Source organism: Marinobacter aromaticivorans (genome assembly GCF_002806975.1).
GTDB lineage: Bacteria > Pseudomonadota > Gammaproteobacteria > Pseudomonadales > Oleiphilaceae > Marinobacter > Marinobacter aromaticivorans.
This window is the reverse complement of sequence record NZ_NIHD01000001.1, coordinates 101,101-116,749: the sequence shown is the minus strand read 5'-3', so window position 1 is coordinate 116,749 and position 15,649 is coordinate 101,101. Positions and strand designations below refer to the sequence as shown.

Below are 15,649 nucleotides of genomic sequence, written 5' to 3'. Positions count from 1 at the left end.
TAACAGACAAGGCCCCGCAACCCACTCTGGTTGCCGGCAAACCAAAGGGCCTCAGAGCCCCAGATGAGAGAATACGGAGCGACGATCATGGCGACCACCGACCAAGAGGTGAACGAACTGATCAAACGGGAATACGAACACGGTTTCGTGACAGAAATCGAAGCCGATACGTTCGAGCCCGGTTTGAATGAAGACGTTATCGCCCGCCTTTCTGCAATCAAGAAAGAGCCGGAGTTTATGTTGGAGTGGCGTCTGAAAGCCTACCGTCGCTGGCTCGAGATGAAAGAACCGGACTGGGCCCATGTGGGCTATCCGAAGATCGACTACAACGCAATTTCCTATTACTCCGCTCCGAAGCGGCCAGAGGACATGCCCCAGAGCCTCGACGAGGTAGATCCCGAGCTGCTGAGAACCTATGAAAAGCTCGGCATCCCTCTGCACGAGCGTGAAAAGCTGGCTGGCGTAGCGGTTGACGCGGTGTTTGATTCGGTATCCGTAGCCACCACGTTCAAAGAGCCGCTGGCAAAAGCCGGTGTCATTTTCTGCTCCATCTCCGAAGCCGTTCGCGACTACCCCGAACTGGTGCAGAAATATCTGGGAACGGTTGTGCCGCACACGGACAACTATTTTGCCGGGTTGAACTCCGCGGTGTTTTCTGACGGAACCTTTGTGTACGTTCCGAAAGGCGTACGCTGCCCCATGGAGCTCTCTACCTATTTCCGTATCAACGCAGCCAACACAGGCCAGTTCGAGCGTACACTGATCATTGCCGATGAAGGCAGTTACGTAAGCTACCTGGAAGGCTGTACCGCTCCCATGCGCGATGAAAACCAGCTGCATGCCGCGGTAGTTGAGCTGGTGGCACTGGACGATGCCCAGATCAAATACTCCACAGTGCAGAACTGGTACCCGGGGGATGAAAACGGCAAAGGCGGCATATACAACTTTGTTACCAAGCGCGGCGCCTGTATTGGCAAGAACTCCAAAATTTCCTGGACCCAGGTTGAAACCGGGTCCGCGATTACCTGGAAGTACCCCAGCTGCATCCTGCGTGGTGAAAACAGCGTGGGTGAGTTCTACTCGGTCGCGCTGACCCATAACTACCAGCAGGCAGACACAGGCACCAAGATGATCCACCTGGGGAAAAACACCTCCAGCACCATCATCTCCAAGGGTATTTCGGCGGGCCGCAGCTCCAACGCCTACCGTGGCCTGGTCAAATTCGGCCCCCGTGCGGAAGGTGCCCGCAACTTCACCCAGTGTGACTCGCTGTTGATTGGCGACCAGTGCGGCGCGCACACCTTCCCGTACATCGAGAGCCTGAACAAGTCCGCCATTGTTGAGCACGAGGCAACCACCTCCAAGGTCAGCGACGAGCAGATGTTCCTGTGCCGCCAGCGTGGTATCGACCCGGAGCAGGCGGTTTCCATGATCGTGAACGGTTTCTGTAAAGAGGTGTTCAAGGAACTGCCCATGGAGTTTGCGGTTGAGGCCGGCAAGCTTCTTGAAGTGAGCCTTGAAGGGTCGGTTGGTTAACACGACGGCAAACTCAAACGTATCGCGGAAGCCATCGGGCAGGCCCTGCCCGATGGCTGACTCCCCCCAGTCAGGGGCGGGCAAAAAATTTAGTCGGTTAATAGAGAGAAGCTAACAAATGCTGAGTATCAAAAACCTGCACGCGTCCGTTGAGGGCAATGAGATCCTCAAAGGCATCAACCTGGAAATCAAAGCCGGGGAAGTCCACGCCATTATGGGTCCTAACGGCTCGGGTAAGAGTACCCTGGCCCAGGTGCTCGCAGGCAATGAGGCATTTGAAGTGACCGCCGGCGAAGTCACCCTCAACGGCGACAACCTGATGGAGAAAGCAACAGAAGATCGCGCCCGGGAGGGTGTGTTTCTGGCGTTTCAGTATCCGGTGGAGATCCCGGGCGTCAGCAACCTGCAGTTTATGCGGACGGCAGTGAACGCCATGCGCCATCACAGAGGCGAGCCGGAAATGAACGCAGCTGAGTTCATGAAGCTGGCGCGGGAAGTGTCGAAGCAGGTGGATCTTGACCCTGCGTTTCTCAAGCGCGGCGTAAACGAAGGCTTCTCCGGCGGTGAGAAAAAGCGTAACGAAATCATGCAGGCCCTGTTGCTGCAGCCGAAGCTGGCCATTCTGGACGAAACTGACTCCGGTCTGGATATCGACGCGCTCAAAGTGGTTGCAGACGGCGTTAACGCCCTGCGCTCTGAAGACCGTGCCATTCTGATGGTGACCCACTATCAGCGCCTGCTCGATCACATCGTACCGGACCACGTACACGTTCTGGCCGATGGCAAAATTGTGAAATCCGGTGGGCGCGAGCTGGCTCTGGAACTGGAAGAGCGCGGTTACGCCTGGCTTGGCATCAGGGAAGACGACGTGGCGGCCAGCTCAGCCAACTAAGGAGATCGCGGAATGAAACCAGCACCCACTCTTCTTTCCAGCGCCTTCCTGCAACCGGCTGGTCAGGCGTTACCAGAGCCACTGCTCGCCCTGCGCAGGCAGCGCGGTGCGGCCCTGGTTGACATGCCACTGCCAACACGGAAAACAGAGAACTGGAAATACTCCAGCAAGTACCTGAAGCTGACGGACGAGATAGCCGGCTCTTTGCCTGCCACCGGTAAAACCGGCAGCGCCCTGGCAGTGCCTGGCTACAAGGTGGTTTTCATCAACGGCGTCATGGTACCGGAAGCCAGCGAATACCCGGATCTGAACGACATACTGATCCAGCGCTTTGGCGATCTTTCCGAGGCCGAGGCCAACGAGCTGGCCGAGCGCCTGGACAGCACCCTCGACACCAGAACCGTGCAGTTTGCAGGGCTGAACTCAGCCCGCTTCGAAGACGGCCTGCTGATCCGGCTGAAGCCGAATGCTGTACTTGATAAGCCGTTGTTTATCATTCATGAAGTAACTGCAAGTACCAGCGGATCAGCCTTTCCCCGGGTCTTCGTGGACGCCGGCCGCAACAGCCAGATCACCCTGGTTGAGGAGTATTTCTCCAGCGGGCAGGAAGCCGCTCTGGTAAATACCGTTACCGAGTTCAATCTTGCTGATGGCGCAAACGTAACCAATATCCGCCTGAACATGGATGGCGAAAACGTACAGCACATTGGTGCCACCGGCGTACGCCAGCAACGCAACTCACGTTTTGAAAGTCACTGCATGGGCTTTGGTGGCCCGCTTCGTCGCCACGATCTGCAGGTATGGCTGGAAGGCGAAGGCGCCGAATGCAAGCTTAACGGTGTTGTGGTCACCCAGGGCTCGCAGCACTACGACAACCACACCACCATTGAACACGTTGCTGCCCACTGCAATAGCGAAGAAACCTATCGCAATATTGCAGCGGATAAATCCCATGCGGTTTTCAACGGGCGGATTCATATTCACAAGGACGCCCAGAAATCCAACGCGAACATGAACAACAAGAACCTGTTGCTCTCCACTGGCGCAGAAATCGACACCAAGCCGGAGCTTGAGATCTACGCCGACGATGTAAAATGCGCCCACGGTGCCACCATCGGCCAGCTCGACGAGGAGTCGCTGTTTTACCTGGTATCCCGGGGCATCGGCCGCCGCGAAGCCAATGTATTGCTGACCATGGCCTTCATCAATGAACTGGTGGCCCAGATTCCCGTGGATGCCGTAAAGGACACCATGCAAACCCGCTTGAACCAGTTTTTTGACCAAGCATTCCAGGAGGTTTGACCGGTATGAATGACCTGTCCATGGCGAACACAGCTACCCGCGAGGCGTTCGATGTACAAGCCGTTCGCCGGGACTTCCCTATCCTGTCGCAACAGGTGAACGGAAAGCCGCTGGTGTATCTGGATAACGGTGCGTCGGCACAAAAACCGACGGCCGTGCTGGATGCCATGGACCGTTACTACCGGGAAATGCACTCCAACGTGCATCGGGGTGCCCATACCCTTGGCGACAGGGCAACCGCTGCCTTTGAAGGCGCCCGGGAAACCGTGCGCAATTTTCTGAATGCCCACAGCACCCGGGAAATCATCTGGACCAAAGGCACCACCGAGGCCATCAACCTGGTGGCGAACGGCCTGGCACCGCGCCTCAAAGCCGGCGACGAGATTCTGGTGAGCCACATGGAGCACCACGCCAACATCGTGCCCTGGCAGATGATCGCCGAGCGCACGGGCGCCAAGGTGGTACCAATCCAGGTAACACCCCAGGGCGAACTGGATCCGGATTCGTTCAACAGTTTGCTGAATGACCGCACCCGCATTCTGGCCATCACCCACGTCTCCAACGTTCTGGGTACGGTTAACCCGGTGGCAGACATGGTCTGCCAGGCCAGGGCCCGCGGCATCATAACCCTGCTGGATGGCGCCCAGGCGGTGCCCCACTTCCGGCCGGATGTGCAGGCACTGGATTGCGATTTCTACGTGTTCTCGTCACACAAGCTGTTTGGTCCAACGGGCATTGGCGTACTGTATGGCAAAGCCGCACTGCTGGAGGACATGCCTCCTTACCAGGGCGGCGGCGAGATGATCGAGAGGGTATCGTTCGAGCGCACTACCTGGAACGTTCTGCCCTACAAGTTTGAGGCCGGCACACCGGCTATCGCTGAGGCGGTTGGCCTGGGCGCGGCCATAGACTACCTGAACCGCCTTGACCGGGAAGCAATGGAAGCGGCAGAGAATGCCTTGCTGGAACGTGCCCACCAACTGGTTGAAACCGTGCCCGGCATGAGCATTATCGGCACCGCACAGCACAAGGTGCCGGTCATGTCCTTTAAAATTGAGGGCTTGCACCCCAGTGATATAGGAACTTTACTGGATCAGCAGGGTATCGCTATCCGCACCGGCCATCACTGCGCCATGCCGCTGATGGATTTCTACGGAGTTCCCGGTACAGCCCGGGCCTCCTTTGCGTTCTACAATACGCTGGATGAGGTGAACCAATTGTTTACCGCCCTGCAAAAAGTCCAGCGCCTGTTTGCCTGATGGAGGAGACACCATGACCGCTGAAGTCTTCACACCAACCGTCGGCGTTACCATGACGCCCAGTGCCGTCAAGCACGTGCGCAAACAACTCGACAAAGCTTCCAGTGCCAAAGGCATTCGCCTGGCCATCAAGAAAAGCGGATGCTCCGGCTTCAAGTATGAAACCCAATGGGTAAACGAACCAGAAGCCGACGACAGAGTATTTCACATTGACGGGGTTGATGTGTTTGTTAAGGAGGAACACCTTGCCATGGTCAATGGCATCGAGATTGACTTCGTAACTGAAGGCGTGAACTCCATGTTTCAGTTCCGCAATCCGAACGCTACCGCCGAGTGCGGGTGTGGTGAGAGTTTTACTGTGAGTTGATATTGCACAAAACGAGGTCTACACAGGCATGCAAGAAAGAGAAGTCGTCCTGACCAAGCGCGAGGTAGAAGCCCGCCTTGTTCCTGTTGGAACCGAAATCATGATTCCGGCAGATACCTTTGTGACCATCACCCAGTCACTGGGCGGTACCTTCACTGTTGCAGTCAACGGCAACCTTGCCCGCATTGAAGGCCACAACGCTGACGCTCTGGGCAAGAAGCCCCTGGAAAGCAGCTTTGAGACGCCTGCCGATGGCACCATCAACGAAAACCAGGTTTGGGAAGCCATGCGCAACTGCTACGACCCGGAGATTCCGGTGAACGTGGTGGACCTGGGCCTGATTTACGAATGCCGGATTGAGAACGGTACGCCAGAGGGCAACCATGTCTACATCCTCATGACCCTCACGGCCGCAGGTTGCGGCATGGGCCCGGTAATCACTGAGGACTTGAAGACCAAGGTTGAGCACGTGCCCAACGTGGACAAGGTCACCGTGGAACTGACCTTTGATCCGCCCTGGAACAACGATATGCTTACCGACGAAGCCAAACTCGAACTGGGAATGTTGTAAATGCCAGCGACAGAACAGGATTTTCTGGACAACCCACTCGGCACAAATCCAACTCTGGAAGACGTTCTCGACGGCTTCGAGTTTCTGGACGACTGGGAAGAGCGCTACGCGTTTATCATTGACCTGGGCAAGCAACTCCCGCCTTTCCCGGACGATGCCCGGATTGAAGAGAACTACGTTCACGGTTGCCAGAGCCAGGTGTGGCTCATTTCCCATTTTCACGAAGCCGATGGCAGGATCTACCTGCTGATCGACTCTGACGCCATGATCGTGCGCGGCCTGGCGGCCATTATTCTGGTGGCGCTGAACGGCAAAACACCCAGAGACCTGCTGGCCACCGATATTGACGAACTTTTTGAGCGCCTGGATCTGTTCCGCCACATTTCGCCCACCCGTGGTAACGGCCTGCGCGCCATGGTCGGAAAAATCCGGGATATTGCGGCGGCTGAATCGGCAGCCTGACCAGCTCACAAACACACGGTGAGCTACCAGATAATGGCAATGTCGTCCCGCTGAATGTTTACCTGCCCTCCTACTTTGGGCATTCGACCATTACTGAAATCCGGATGAACATTGTTCAGGGTGACCGTCATCTGGCTGTCACTCAGTTCCGGCGTGCCTCCCAGTGAATCAAAATAGCGGGCACTGCGGTAAAGATGCAGTTCATCTCCGGGCCGTAAACCTGCGGTTGCGCCCGATGCCAGGGTTACCTGCTGTCCGTCCACCCGGGTGATGCGGGTCATGAACGGCTGGCACGCAAGCGCCTCGGTTACTGCCCGCGCCATATCTCCCACAACACGGGTAACCGCCTCCCCGTAGTGCGTTTTACGAAAACCCTCGGAGCCAAAGCCGGCGGAACTGCCCGGGCCGGCATTCCAGTCGGCAGCGGTCTCGAAACGCTGCTGGTAAACCGGCGAGCCGCTGAAGCCATCAAGGACCACAAGATCCACCGTAAAGCGCCGGCGCATATCCGCGGCGCCGAGACCTCTCTGCATTTTATCCAGGACCGAGGAACCCCAGGCCGCCGGGTCGGCAACGCCAACATCCCGGATAACGCCCGCCACCACAAACTGCACACCCATCTCACGGGCCACCTGAATGACATTGGTAAGCCGGTTGCCACCCTGCGGCAGCGTAGGCGTGTTCAGCAGATCGGCGAACAAACGGGAATCCGTCGCAGAAAACACCTGCAGATTGCCGGTTTCACGCAGACCCTGTTGTAACTGTTGCGGCAGGATTTCGCCGGCATCATCAATGCGCCCTACCCTGGCCTGATCCGGATGCAGAAGCGGAAAACCGGTAACAGCCACCCACTTTCGCAACCGGCCTGTTTCTCCGCCATCGCAACTGGCGTACGCGGCAGACATATCTCCACGCACGGTGACACGCAACAGATCGCCAGTGCGATGCTCATCGATCACCTTCACATTCCGTGCCCGGGCACTGGCAGCAAGATGCATTCTGGACTCGGTCAGAACACCGTTTTCCATGGTATCGCGGGTACTCACCCGGGCCTCGTACTGCAGGGCAAGGTCACGCATGGCCGCATTACGGGCTTCAGCACGGGCAGAAGCAAGATCGTTGTCGTGGATGCTGGCATGGCCAACACCCTCCAGAACAACGGCCTGCACATTGGCAACCAGCATCAGAGCTACCAATGCACAGCCAAGCAACAACCCCGTGAACTTCCTGGTAAACCCGTGCATTATTTCCCCACCCCTATAACCGGTCATTCAAAAATGCTTCAACAACATCAGGCCAGATCAGCCAGGCTAATCCAGATAGTACAGTGAATCGACGTTCCGGCTCTGAACATCACCAACACTGTCGTTGTAACCGGGCATGGGTATCGGGCAAAGATCCCGTACCTTATCGTCGGGAACTTTGGATACACAGTCGCGGAAGCGAGGCTCCAGCTTCAGTTCCATAACGGTTTCTATAACTCCGTCACTGTGCTCATTCACCGCTACCATCTTCGCCCCGCGGATATAGCTGTCCACGTAAGCGCGGAACATGTCATTGCGAAGAACAAAATCGTTCACGGTAGAACTGCCGTAAATAACCGTACCGTAAACCCGCTCTGCCAGGTTCCGGTAGGCATCCATCCGGGACGCTCTGCGCGCCATCAGTCGTTTGCGGGTATTCAACCGATCCTTGCTGGCGTCTTCATATGTACCAAAGCCGCTGACCCTAACCGTAATGGGTTCAAACTTTACCGTGTTTTGCGCATTGTTCCGGCCGCTGTCCCGGTACCCGCCCACGGGTGCGCAGGCCGCCAGCGTGAAAGCCAGAAAAGGAATAACCAACCAGCGAATGGCCATGTTCGTGTCTCCAGAAATCATTTCAGCAAACCCATGAAAAATTCGAGCCAGTTTTCCTAACCTGCTGATTGATCGGACTTTCCTGGAGCCGGCAAAAAAAAGCGTGAGAAACCGGCAATAATCTGCCTCCATTTACATATCAAAGACAAACCGTTACCACTTGTGTCATGTTCAGGTACGCATCTTGGTCTACTCTTTGACCACGCTAACAATTCCGTAATGCCAATCACCAGAACCAAGGTACCCAGATGCGCCAGTTTCGTTTATCACGACTGTTCATTGCCGTAGGCCTCTCCGTTGCCACTACATCCGCAATCGCCAGCCCACAGGCATTTATGTCATCACGCTCATTTGCCATGGGCGGCACCGGAGTAGCCATTGCTCACCCTGCATCTGCCACTTCCGCAAACCCGGCCATGATGGCGGCAGACCACCATTCCTGGTCGGATGAATTTGGCCTCACGCTACCTTCTGTTTACGCCCGCGTAGCGGACGAGGAGGATACCATCGACCAGGTTGACAGCATCCAGGACACGATCGACGAGCTTGAAGCCGCGGTCAACACAGTCAACGCACCCCGAGCACAGCAACTGGCGGGTGAGTTACGTGAGCAACTTGAAGCGTTTGACAAGGACACTGTGCGGGCCAATGCAGGCCTGGGGCTCGCTCTCGCTTTCCCGGGGAAACAGCTTTCAGTAGGTATATTCAGTAATGGCAATCTGACGGCCACCGTAAGGGGCGAGTACGATGAACGCGACGATGCCAAACTGGCAGCTATTGAGAACGGCATCTTTGCTCCGGGCGTCACCAACACCCTTGACTCTCGTGGCCGAGTGCTTGCTTCGGCAGCCATTGAGGCGGGAGTCAGCTTTGCCCACGCCCTGGAGCTGAATAACGGCGATACCGTACAACTGGGCGTCTCGCCAAAATACGTCCAATTGCAAACTTTCCAGTACACAGAAACCGTCTCGGGTTTTGATGACAACGACTTCGATAACGACCAGTACCAGACTGAAAAAAGTGGCTTTAACCTGGATATAGGTGCTGCCTACGCTTTTGGCGATGAGAAACAGTGGAACGCGGGCATCCTGATCAAAAACCTCATTCCCATGGAGCTGGATTCGGCCCAAAGCAAACCCGGCGAAGAACGCTTAACTCTGGAACTCAACCCCATGGCAACCGTCGGCATAGCGCACAAGAGCGCCTATCATGTCATTACTGCCGAAGTGGACCTCACCAAAAAAGAAGCTTTCGGTTTTGAGGATGATACCCAATGGCTTGCCCTGGGTGCCGAATTTGATGCCTGGCGTTACGCCCAGCTTCGCGCCGGTATTCGCCACAACCTGGCCAGCAACGATGACAACAAAGGTATTGAAGAGAAAACCCAGTTCACCGCCGGCCTGGGACTGAACCTCATGGGCGTGCGTTTTGATCTGGGTGCGTTGTTCAGCGATGCAGATATTGGTGCTTCCCTGGAGCTTGGCACCGCTTTTTGATTAAGTTGTAGATGCCTTTTAAGCAGGAAGCGGCACACTCCGGCCTATCGGAGTTTGCCTGACCTGCCCGGGAAACGGATAATTCCCGGACACTTCTTCGAAAGGAATCTGACCCCTTATGCAAACCTATCTGGTTGGCGGTGCAGTTCGCGACGAGTTACTGGGCCTGGAAGTCAAAGACCGGGACTGGGTGGTGGTCGGCGCAACTCCGGAACAGATGCTGGCCAAAGGCTTCAAACAGGTAGGTTCCGATTTCCCGGTTTTTCTGCACCCAAAAACCGGAGAGGAATATGCCCTTGCGAGAACAGAACGCAAACAGGGCTACGGTTATCATGGCTTCTCGGTTTACAGCGCACCGGATGTCACCCTTGAGGAAGATCTGCGGCGCCGGGATCTTACCATCAATGCCATGGCGCTTTCGGAACAGGGGGAACTGACCGACCCTTTCAATGGCAAGCGGGATCTCGAAGCACGGCAGCTGCGCCATGTTTCTGACGCATTCATGGAAGACCCCTTGCGCATCCTGAGAACCGCTCGCTTCGCCGCGCGTTTTCAGCCACTGGGGTTTAGCGTCTGCCCGGATACCATGGAGCTGATGCGCACCATGGTAGCCGAAGGCGAGGTGGAACACCTTGTTCCCGAACGGGTCTGGCAAGAGATTCAGCGGGCCCTGCACGAGCAAGCCCCCGGCACGTTTTTCCGGGTATTACGGGACTGCAACGCACTCAGTGTGCTGATTCCTGAACTGGCGCCTGAAGCGCAATTCCGAACAGCCATTGCTGCCCTTGAATGCATTCACGCCAAGGCAGGCTCAACTGCGGAGCGCTTTGCCGCTGTGTGTTGCACGCTTTCGGAGCCGGCCTGTTCAGCAAGAGCCAGGGCCCTGAAAGCCCCCAATGACTGCCAGCAGCTCGCCCGACTGACCGTGACGTTTATTGCTGAAATCAAACAATTTGCCCCCGGACAACCGGATGCCAGCACCCTGCTCCGGATGCTGGAGAAAGCCGACTTATGGCGCCGTGCCGAGCGTTTCTCAAGGCTGGTCAATGTACTGGAATGTGCTCTTGAGCCCACCGACCGTAAACAGCTGGAACCCATCAGAAAAGCCGCCAAAGCCGCATCAGGCGTCGACCCGGGAGCACTCATGCAGCAGGGGTTTTCCGGGAAAGCCCTGGGAGAAGCCATCCGTACGGAGCGCCTGTCCCGCATTGCTCAAGCGATTTCTCCGTCGCTTTCCTGAGTTTCAGGTCTGCGTGCGCCACTCCCGCTGCCCCGGTTACCGGGGCAGCGTCCGCTCAAGCCTGCGTATCAGGCATTGATCGCTTGGGCGATTCAGGCCTTTCCAGCTACAATGCACGCAGTTTTTAATCCTGTGCAGGGCATGTCTGGTTTGCGGCCCTGCAACAGTACACTGATTCAACCGGAGAACTCGCATGCGTGATGTTGTTATTGTTGCCGCCAAGCGCACCGCCATAGGCGCATTTGGCGGAGGCCTTTCAAGCCTTGATGCGGATCAGCTTGGTACGGCTGTAATCAAGGCACTACTGGAAGAGACAGGGGTTGCCGGCGACCAGATCAACGAGGTGGTGCTTGGCCAGGTGCTGACTGCCGGCTCCGGCCAGAACCCGGCACGCCAGTCTTCGATCAACGCCGGCATTCCGGCTTCAGTTCCGGCAATGACCATCAACAAGGTCTGTGGCTCCGGCCTGAAGGCGGTGCACATGGCGGTGCAGGCCATTCGTTGTGGCGATGCAGATATGGTGATTGCCGGTGGCCAGGAAAGCATGAGCCGGGCGCCCCACGTTCTGCCGGATAGCCGCAATGGCCAGCGCATGGGCAACTGGACAATGGTTGACACCATGATCAAGGACGGCTTGTGGGATGCCTTCAACGACTACCACATGGGTATTACCGCGGAGAACATTGTAGAGAAGTACGGCATCAGCCGCCAAGAGCAGGATGAATTTGCGGCAGAGTCCCAGCAGAAAGCAGTTGCTGCCCGCGAAGCCGGTTATTTTGATGGCGAAATCGTGCCGGTGTCCATTCCCCAGCGCAAGGGTGATCCCATTGTGGTCAACAAGGACGAAGGCCCCCGTGACGGCGTCACTGGCGAAAGCCTCGCCAGGCTGCGCCCGGCATTCAAAAAAGACGGCACGGTTACGGCTGCCAACGCCTCATCACTTAACGATGGAGCCGCCGCCGTTATGGTATGCAGTGCAGAGAAAGCGAAGGAACTGGGCCTGACGCCACTGGCGACCATCAGGGCCCACGCCAATGCCGGCGTTGACCCCACCATTATGGGGACAGGCCCGATTCCCGCCAGCCAGCGTTGCCTGAAACTGGCCGGCTGGGCTGTAGACGATCTGGACCTGATTGAAGCCAATGAAGCTTTTGCCGCCCAGGCCATCTCTGTGAACCGGGACATGGGCTGGGACACAAGCAAAGTAAATGTGAACGGCGGCGCGATTGCCCTGGGCCACCCCATCGGCGCTTCCGGCTGCCGTATTCTGGTGACTCTGCTGCACGAAATGGTGCGCCGTGATGCCAACAAAGGCCTGGCAACACTATGCATAGGGGGCGGCATGGGCGTGGCCCTGGCCGTGGAGCGTTAACGCTCAATGTTCAATGTGGTGCTGTATGAGCCGGAAATACCGCCCAACACGGGCAATATCATCCGGCTGTGCGCCAACACCGGCTGCCGGCTGCATCTGATTGAGCCTCTGGGCTTTACCCTTGAAGACAAACAGATGCGGCGGGCGGGGCTGGATTACAGCGAATATGCCTCGGTCAAAGTCCATGAAAGCTATCAGGCGTTTCTGCGCAGCGAGCAGCCGCCGCGGCTGTTTGGCCTGACCACCAAAGGCCACCGTTACTACCACGAGGTTGCCTACCAGCAGGATGACTACCTGATGTTCGGCCCCGAAACCCGTGGCCTGCCTGCGCAAATACGCGAAGGCTTGCCCCCGGGGCACTGCCTGAAAGTGCCCATGCGCCCGGAGAGCCGCAGCCTGAACCTGTCCAATACCGCCGCCCTGGTGGTTTATGAAGCCTGGCGGCAGTTAGGGTTTATGGCTCAGTGAGTCTTCTGCTCTGCGCCGTCTTCTGCCTTCCCTTCTTCTTGCTTGCGCTGCAGTGCCTGGGCATAGATGGCATCGAAATTAACCGGTGCCAGCATCAGCGCCGGGAAGCTGCCTTTATTGACCACACCATCGATGGCTTCACGGGCATAGGGGAACAGAATGGTGGGGCAGTATGCACCCAGCATCTGGCCGAGCTGCGGCCCTTCAATACCTGACACCAGGAACACACCTGCCTGTTGAATCTCGACAATGTACGCAACCTTTTCACCAACTTTGGCTGTCACAGTCAGCGAAAGAACAATCTCGTACTGGTTGTCGCTCACCTTGGTGTGGGAGGTGTTCAGATCAAGGTTTACCTGCGGCTTCCATTGTTCCTGGAATACCAACGGCGAGTTCGGGGACTCGAAAGAGAGGTCCTTCACGTAGATACGCTGAAGGGCAAACTGGGCTTGGTTCTGGTTATCATTGCCTGCGGCGGCTTGCGGGTTCTCAGCCATGTTTAATCCTTTCGCTTTTTTGTAGAGTCGTACAGTGGGCTCATGCCCATTGTCTGGGTTACATCTGCCGGAACAGTCTACTGTCTGGCGGCAACCGGTTATGTGAAACAGTGCGGCAGATCGGTGTTCAGTTCAAGTTGGGTCTGTGCTTTTCTTACTTCTTCACCAGCGGCAAATTACTGGCTTTCCAGTCGCTGACACCACCATTGAGGCGCACCACGTTAGCGAAACCTTCGGCGTTAAGCTGTTTAACCGCCATGGCCGAGTGCTGTCCCATTTTATCGGCAACAATGATCTGCTTGTCCTTGTGCTTTTTCAGTTCGGCGGCACGGCTTTTCAGGCTGCTTAGCGGAATATTTACAGAGCCGGTGATGCGCCCCTCGGCAAACTCTTTACGATCACGGATATCCACAACTATGGCTTCGTCACGGTTAATCAGGCTGACAGCACCCTGGGCCGAGATCTTGGCGCCACCACGCCGGGACTCCAGTACCAGAATAGCGACCAGAAAAGCCACAAACAGTGAAGCAAGAATGTAGTGGTTAACGACAAATTCAAACAACCGATCCATGAGGTTACCCTGAAAATAAGTTTGGGCGGATTATACACAGCCTGTACGCTGGACAGAAGGCGACCATCCAGGGTCATGACGGTGGCCTGTGAGCGCAAAAATGGATAAGCTTCACAGCTGCTCCTGTAAACTCATCGCTACTCTACTTCCGGACAAAATGATGACAGCATTGCGCAAGCCGACAGCACTGATCATTCTGGACGGCTGGGGCCATCGTGAACCCGCCGCCGACAACGCCATCAGCAACGCCCACACGCCCTTCTGGGACAAGCTCTGGGAATCCAGACCCAAAACACTTATCAACACCTCGGGCATGTTTGTAGGCCTGCCCAAGGGGCAGATGGGCAACTCGGAAGTCGGGCATATGAACCTGGGTGCCGGTCGCGTTGTGTATCAAAGCCTTACGCGCATAGACAAAGACCTGGAAGACGGCACCTTTAATGAGAACAAAGCCCTGTGCTCGGCCATCGACAAGGCCATCAGCAACGGCGGTGCGGTTCATCTTATGGGCCTGCTTTCGCCCGGTGGCGTTCACTGCCATGAAGACCACATTCTTGCAGCCGCCGAACTCGCTGCATCCCGTGGCGCCGGGGAAGTGTACATTCACGCGTTTCTCGACGGCCGCGACATGCCGCCTCGCAGTGCCCGCCCTTCCCTGGAAAAGGCTGCCGCCCGGATGAAAAGCCTGGGTGTGGGCCGCGTTGCCTCCATAGTGGGACGCTATTTTGCCATGGACAGGGACAATCGCTGGGACAGGGTTGAAGCCGCTTACAACCTGATGGTTCTGGGCGAATCGGAATTTAGCGCAACCGACCCGGTGTCTGGGCTGGAGCAGGCTTACGAGCGTGGCGAAAACGACGAATTTGTAAAGCCGACCGTTATCCGGAATGCCGGTGAGCCGGCGGGCACCATCAACGATGGTGATGCGGTCCTGTTCATGAACTTCCGTGCCGACCGCGCAAGAGAGATGACCCGCACGTTTGTAGACAGCAGCTTTGAAGGATTCGAACGCCGGAAGCATCCGCGGCTGGCCGACTTCGTAATGCTCACCGAGTACGCCGCAGATATCAAAACCTCCTGCGCCTATCCCCCAGAGCAACTGGTTAACGGCCTGGGCGAATACGTTTCTGACCTTGGGAAGACCCAGCTGCGCATTGCGGAGACCGAAAAATACGCTCACGTCACGTTTTTCTTTAACGGCGGCCTGGAAACGCCGTTTACCGGCGAAGACCGGATTCTCGTTCCCTCCCCGAAAGTTGCAACCTACGATCTTCAGCCTGAGATGAGCGCTCCGGAGGTTACCGACAAACTGGTGGAAGCCATCAAGAGCGGAAAATACGATCTGGTGGTGTGCAACTACGCCAACGGAGACATGGTAGGCCACACCGGCAACCTGAACGCCGCCATCAAGGCAGCAGAATGCCTGGATCAGTGCATTCAACGGGTGGTCGAAGCCCTGGATGAAGTGGGCGGTGAAGCACTGATAACGGCCGACCATGGTAACTGTGAGCAGATGACAGACCCCAACTCGGGCCAGGTTCATACGGCGCACACAATCGGGCCGGTGCCACTGGTTTACACGGGTAACCGCAAGGTCAGCCTGAAAGATGACGGCAGCCTCAGTGATGTGGCCCCGTCCCTGCTCACTTTGATGGGTCTGGAACAGCCGAAGGAAATGACCGGGCATAGCCTGGTCGAAATCGGTTGATTCGCAAGCAGGTTCTGCCATTGCGACGGACTGCGGTTTTGGCGCTTGC

16 protein-coding genes are annotated in these 15,649 nt (G+C 56.7%); 12 read left to right on the top strand and 4 right to left on the bottom strand.

Translation table 11 applies throughout. The features are described 5' to 3' along the window. The first annotated feature begins 87 nt into the window (after positions 1-87). The 7 genes from sufB to CDH48_RS00510 all read left to right on the top strand — a co-directional run bounded on the left by sufB (position 88) and on the right by CDH48_RS00510 (position 6,389). Positions 88-1,536: a Fe-S cluster assembly protein SufB gene (gene sufB / locus CDH48_RS00540; RefSeq protein ID WP_100686761.1), complete on the top strand. Its 1,449-nt coding sequence runs from the start codon at positions 88-90 to the stop codon at positions 1,534-1,536. 118 nt (positions 1,537-1,654) lie between these two features. Beyond that, positions 1,655-2,428: a Fe-S cluster assembly ATPase SufC gene (gene sufC / locus CDH48_RS00535; RefSeq protein WP_100686760.1), complete on the top strand. Its 774-nt coding sequence runs from the start codon at positions 1,655-1,657 to the stop codon at positions 2,426-2,428. A gap of 12 nt (positions 2,429-2,440) precedes the next feature. Beyond that, positions 2,441-3,730, top strand: coding sequence for a Fe-S cluster assembly protein SufD (sufD, locus tag CDH48_RS00530; RefSeq protein ID WP_100686759.1), 1,290 nt, complete (start codon positions 2,441-2,443; stop codon positions 3,728-3,730). Between the two features lie 5 nt (positions 3,731-3,735). Then, on the top strand, positions 3,736-4,989 hold the full coding sequence (locus CDH48_RS00525) for an aminotransferase class V-fold PLP-dependent enzyme (protein WP_100686758.1): 1,254 nt from the start codon (positions 3,736-3,738) through the stop codon (positions 4,987-4,989). Positions 4,990-5,002: 13 nt separating this feature from the next. Further along, positions 5,003-5,356 carry a HesB/IscA family protein gene (locus tag CDH48_RS00520; RefSeq protein WP_100686757.1) on the top strand — a complete coding sequence of 118 codons (354 nt, stop codon included), beginning with the start codon at positions 5,003-5,005 and terminating at the stop codon, positions 5,354-5,356. 28 nt (positions 5,357-5,384) lie between these two features. Further along, on the top strand, positions 5,385-5,927 hold the full coding sequence (gene sufT, locus CDH48_RS00515) for a putative Fe-S cluster assembly protein SufT (RefSeq protein ID WP_100686756.1): 543 nt from the start codon (positions 5,385-5,387) through the stop codon (positions 5,925-5,927). After that, complete coding sequence (locus CDH48_RS00510; RefSeq protein ID WP_100686755.1) at positions 5,928-6,389, top strand: SufE family protein; 462 nt, start codon at positions 5,928-5,930, stop codon at positions 6,387-6,389. It begins immediately after the preceding gene. A gap of 23 nt (positions 6,390-6,412) precedes the next feature. Here the strand turns inward: CDH48_RS00510 and CDH48_RS00505 are convergent, their stop codons facing one another. Beyond that, positions 6,413-7,573: a flagellar assembly protein FlgT gene (locus CDH48_RS00505; RefSeq protein ID WP_264754747.1), complete on the bottom strand. Its 1,161-nt coding sequence runs from the start codon at positions 7,571-7,573 to the stop codon at positions 6,413-6,415. A 126-nt stretch (positions 7,574-7,699) separates the two neighbouring features. Next, positions 7,700-8,248: an LPP20 family lipoprotein gene (locus CDH48_RS00500; RefSeq protein ID WP_100686753.1), complete on the bottom strand. Its 549-nt coding sequence runs from the start codon at positions 8,246-8,248 to the stop codon at positions 7,700-7,702. Between the two features lie 248 nt (positions 8,249-8,496). On the opposite strand from CDH48_RS00500, the gene traF reads away from it, so the two are divergent. The 4 genes from traF to trmL all read left to right on the top strand — a co-directional run bounded on the left by traF (position 8,497) and on the right by trmL (position 12,824). Beyond that, positions 8,497-9,744, top strand: coding sequence for a conjugal transfer protein TraF (gene traF / locus CDH48_RS00495; protein WP_100686752.1), 1,248 nt, complete (start codon positions 8,497-8,499; stop codon positions 9,742-9,744). Between the two features lie 118 nt (positions 9,745-9,862). Next, positions 9,863-10,984, top strand: coding sequence for a multifunctional CCA tRNA nucleotidyl transferase/2'3'-cyclic phosphodiesterase/2'nucleotidase/phosphatase (locus CDH48_RS00490; protein ID WP_100686751.1), 1,122 nt, complete (start codon positions 9,863-9,865; stop codon positions 10,982-10,984). Between the two features lie 193 nt (positions 10,985-11,177). Continuing rightward, positions 11,178-12,356 carry an acetyl-CoA C-acetyltransferase gene (locus CDH48_RS00485; protein ID WP_100686750.1) on the top strand — a complete coding sequence of 393 codons (1,179 nt, stop codon included), beginning with the start codon at positions 11,178-11,180 and terminating at the stop codon, positions 12,354-12,356. A gap of 6 nt (positions 12,357-12,362) precedes the next feature. Next, the gene (gene trmL, locus CDH48_RS00480; RefSeq protein WP_100686749.1) at positions 12,363-12,824 is read left to right on the top strand and encodes a tRNA (uridine(34)/cytosine(34)/5-carboxymethylaminomethyluridine(34)-2'-O)-methyltransferase TrmL; all 462 of its coding nucleotides are present in this window, start codon (positions 12,363-12,365) and stop codon (positions 12,822-12,824) included. Here the strand turns inward: trmL and secB are convergent. After that, positions 12,818-13,321 carry a protein-export chaperone SecB gene (gene secB, locus CDH48_RS00475; protein ID WP_100686748.1) on the bottom strand — a complete coding sequence of 168 codons (504 nt, stop codon included), beginning with the start codon at positions 13,319-13,321 and terminating at the stop codon, positions 12,818-12,820. The genes trmL and secB overlap by 7 nt on opposite strands. A 154-nt stretch (positions 13,322-13,475) precedes the next feature. Continuing rightward, on the bottom strand, positions 13,476-13,892 hold the full coding sequence (locus tag CDH48_RS00470; protein ID WP_100686747.1) for a rhodanese-like domain-containing protein: 417 nt from the start codon (positions 13,890-13,892) through the stop codon (positions 13,476-13,478). 160 nt (positions 13,893-14,052) lie between these two features. Here CDH48_RS00470 and gpmI point away from each other — a divergent pair, with 160 nt between their 5' ends. Then, complete coding sequence (gene gpmI, locus CDH48_RS00465; protein WP_100686746.1) at positions 14,053-15,600, top strand: 2,3-bisphosphoglycerate-independent phosphoglycerate mutase; 1,548 nt, start codon at positions 14,053-14,055, stop codon at positions 15,598-15,600. Positions 15,601-15,649: the final 49 nt, after the last annotated feature.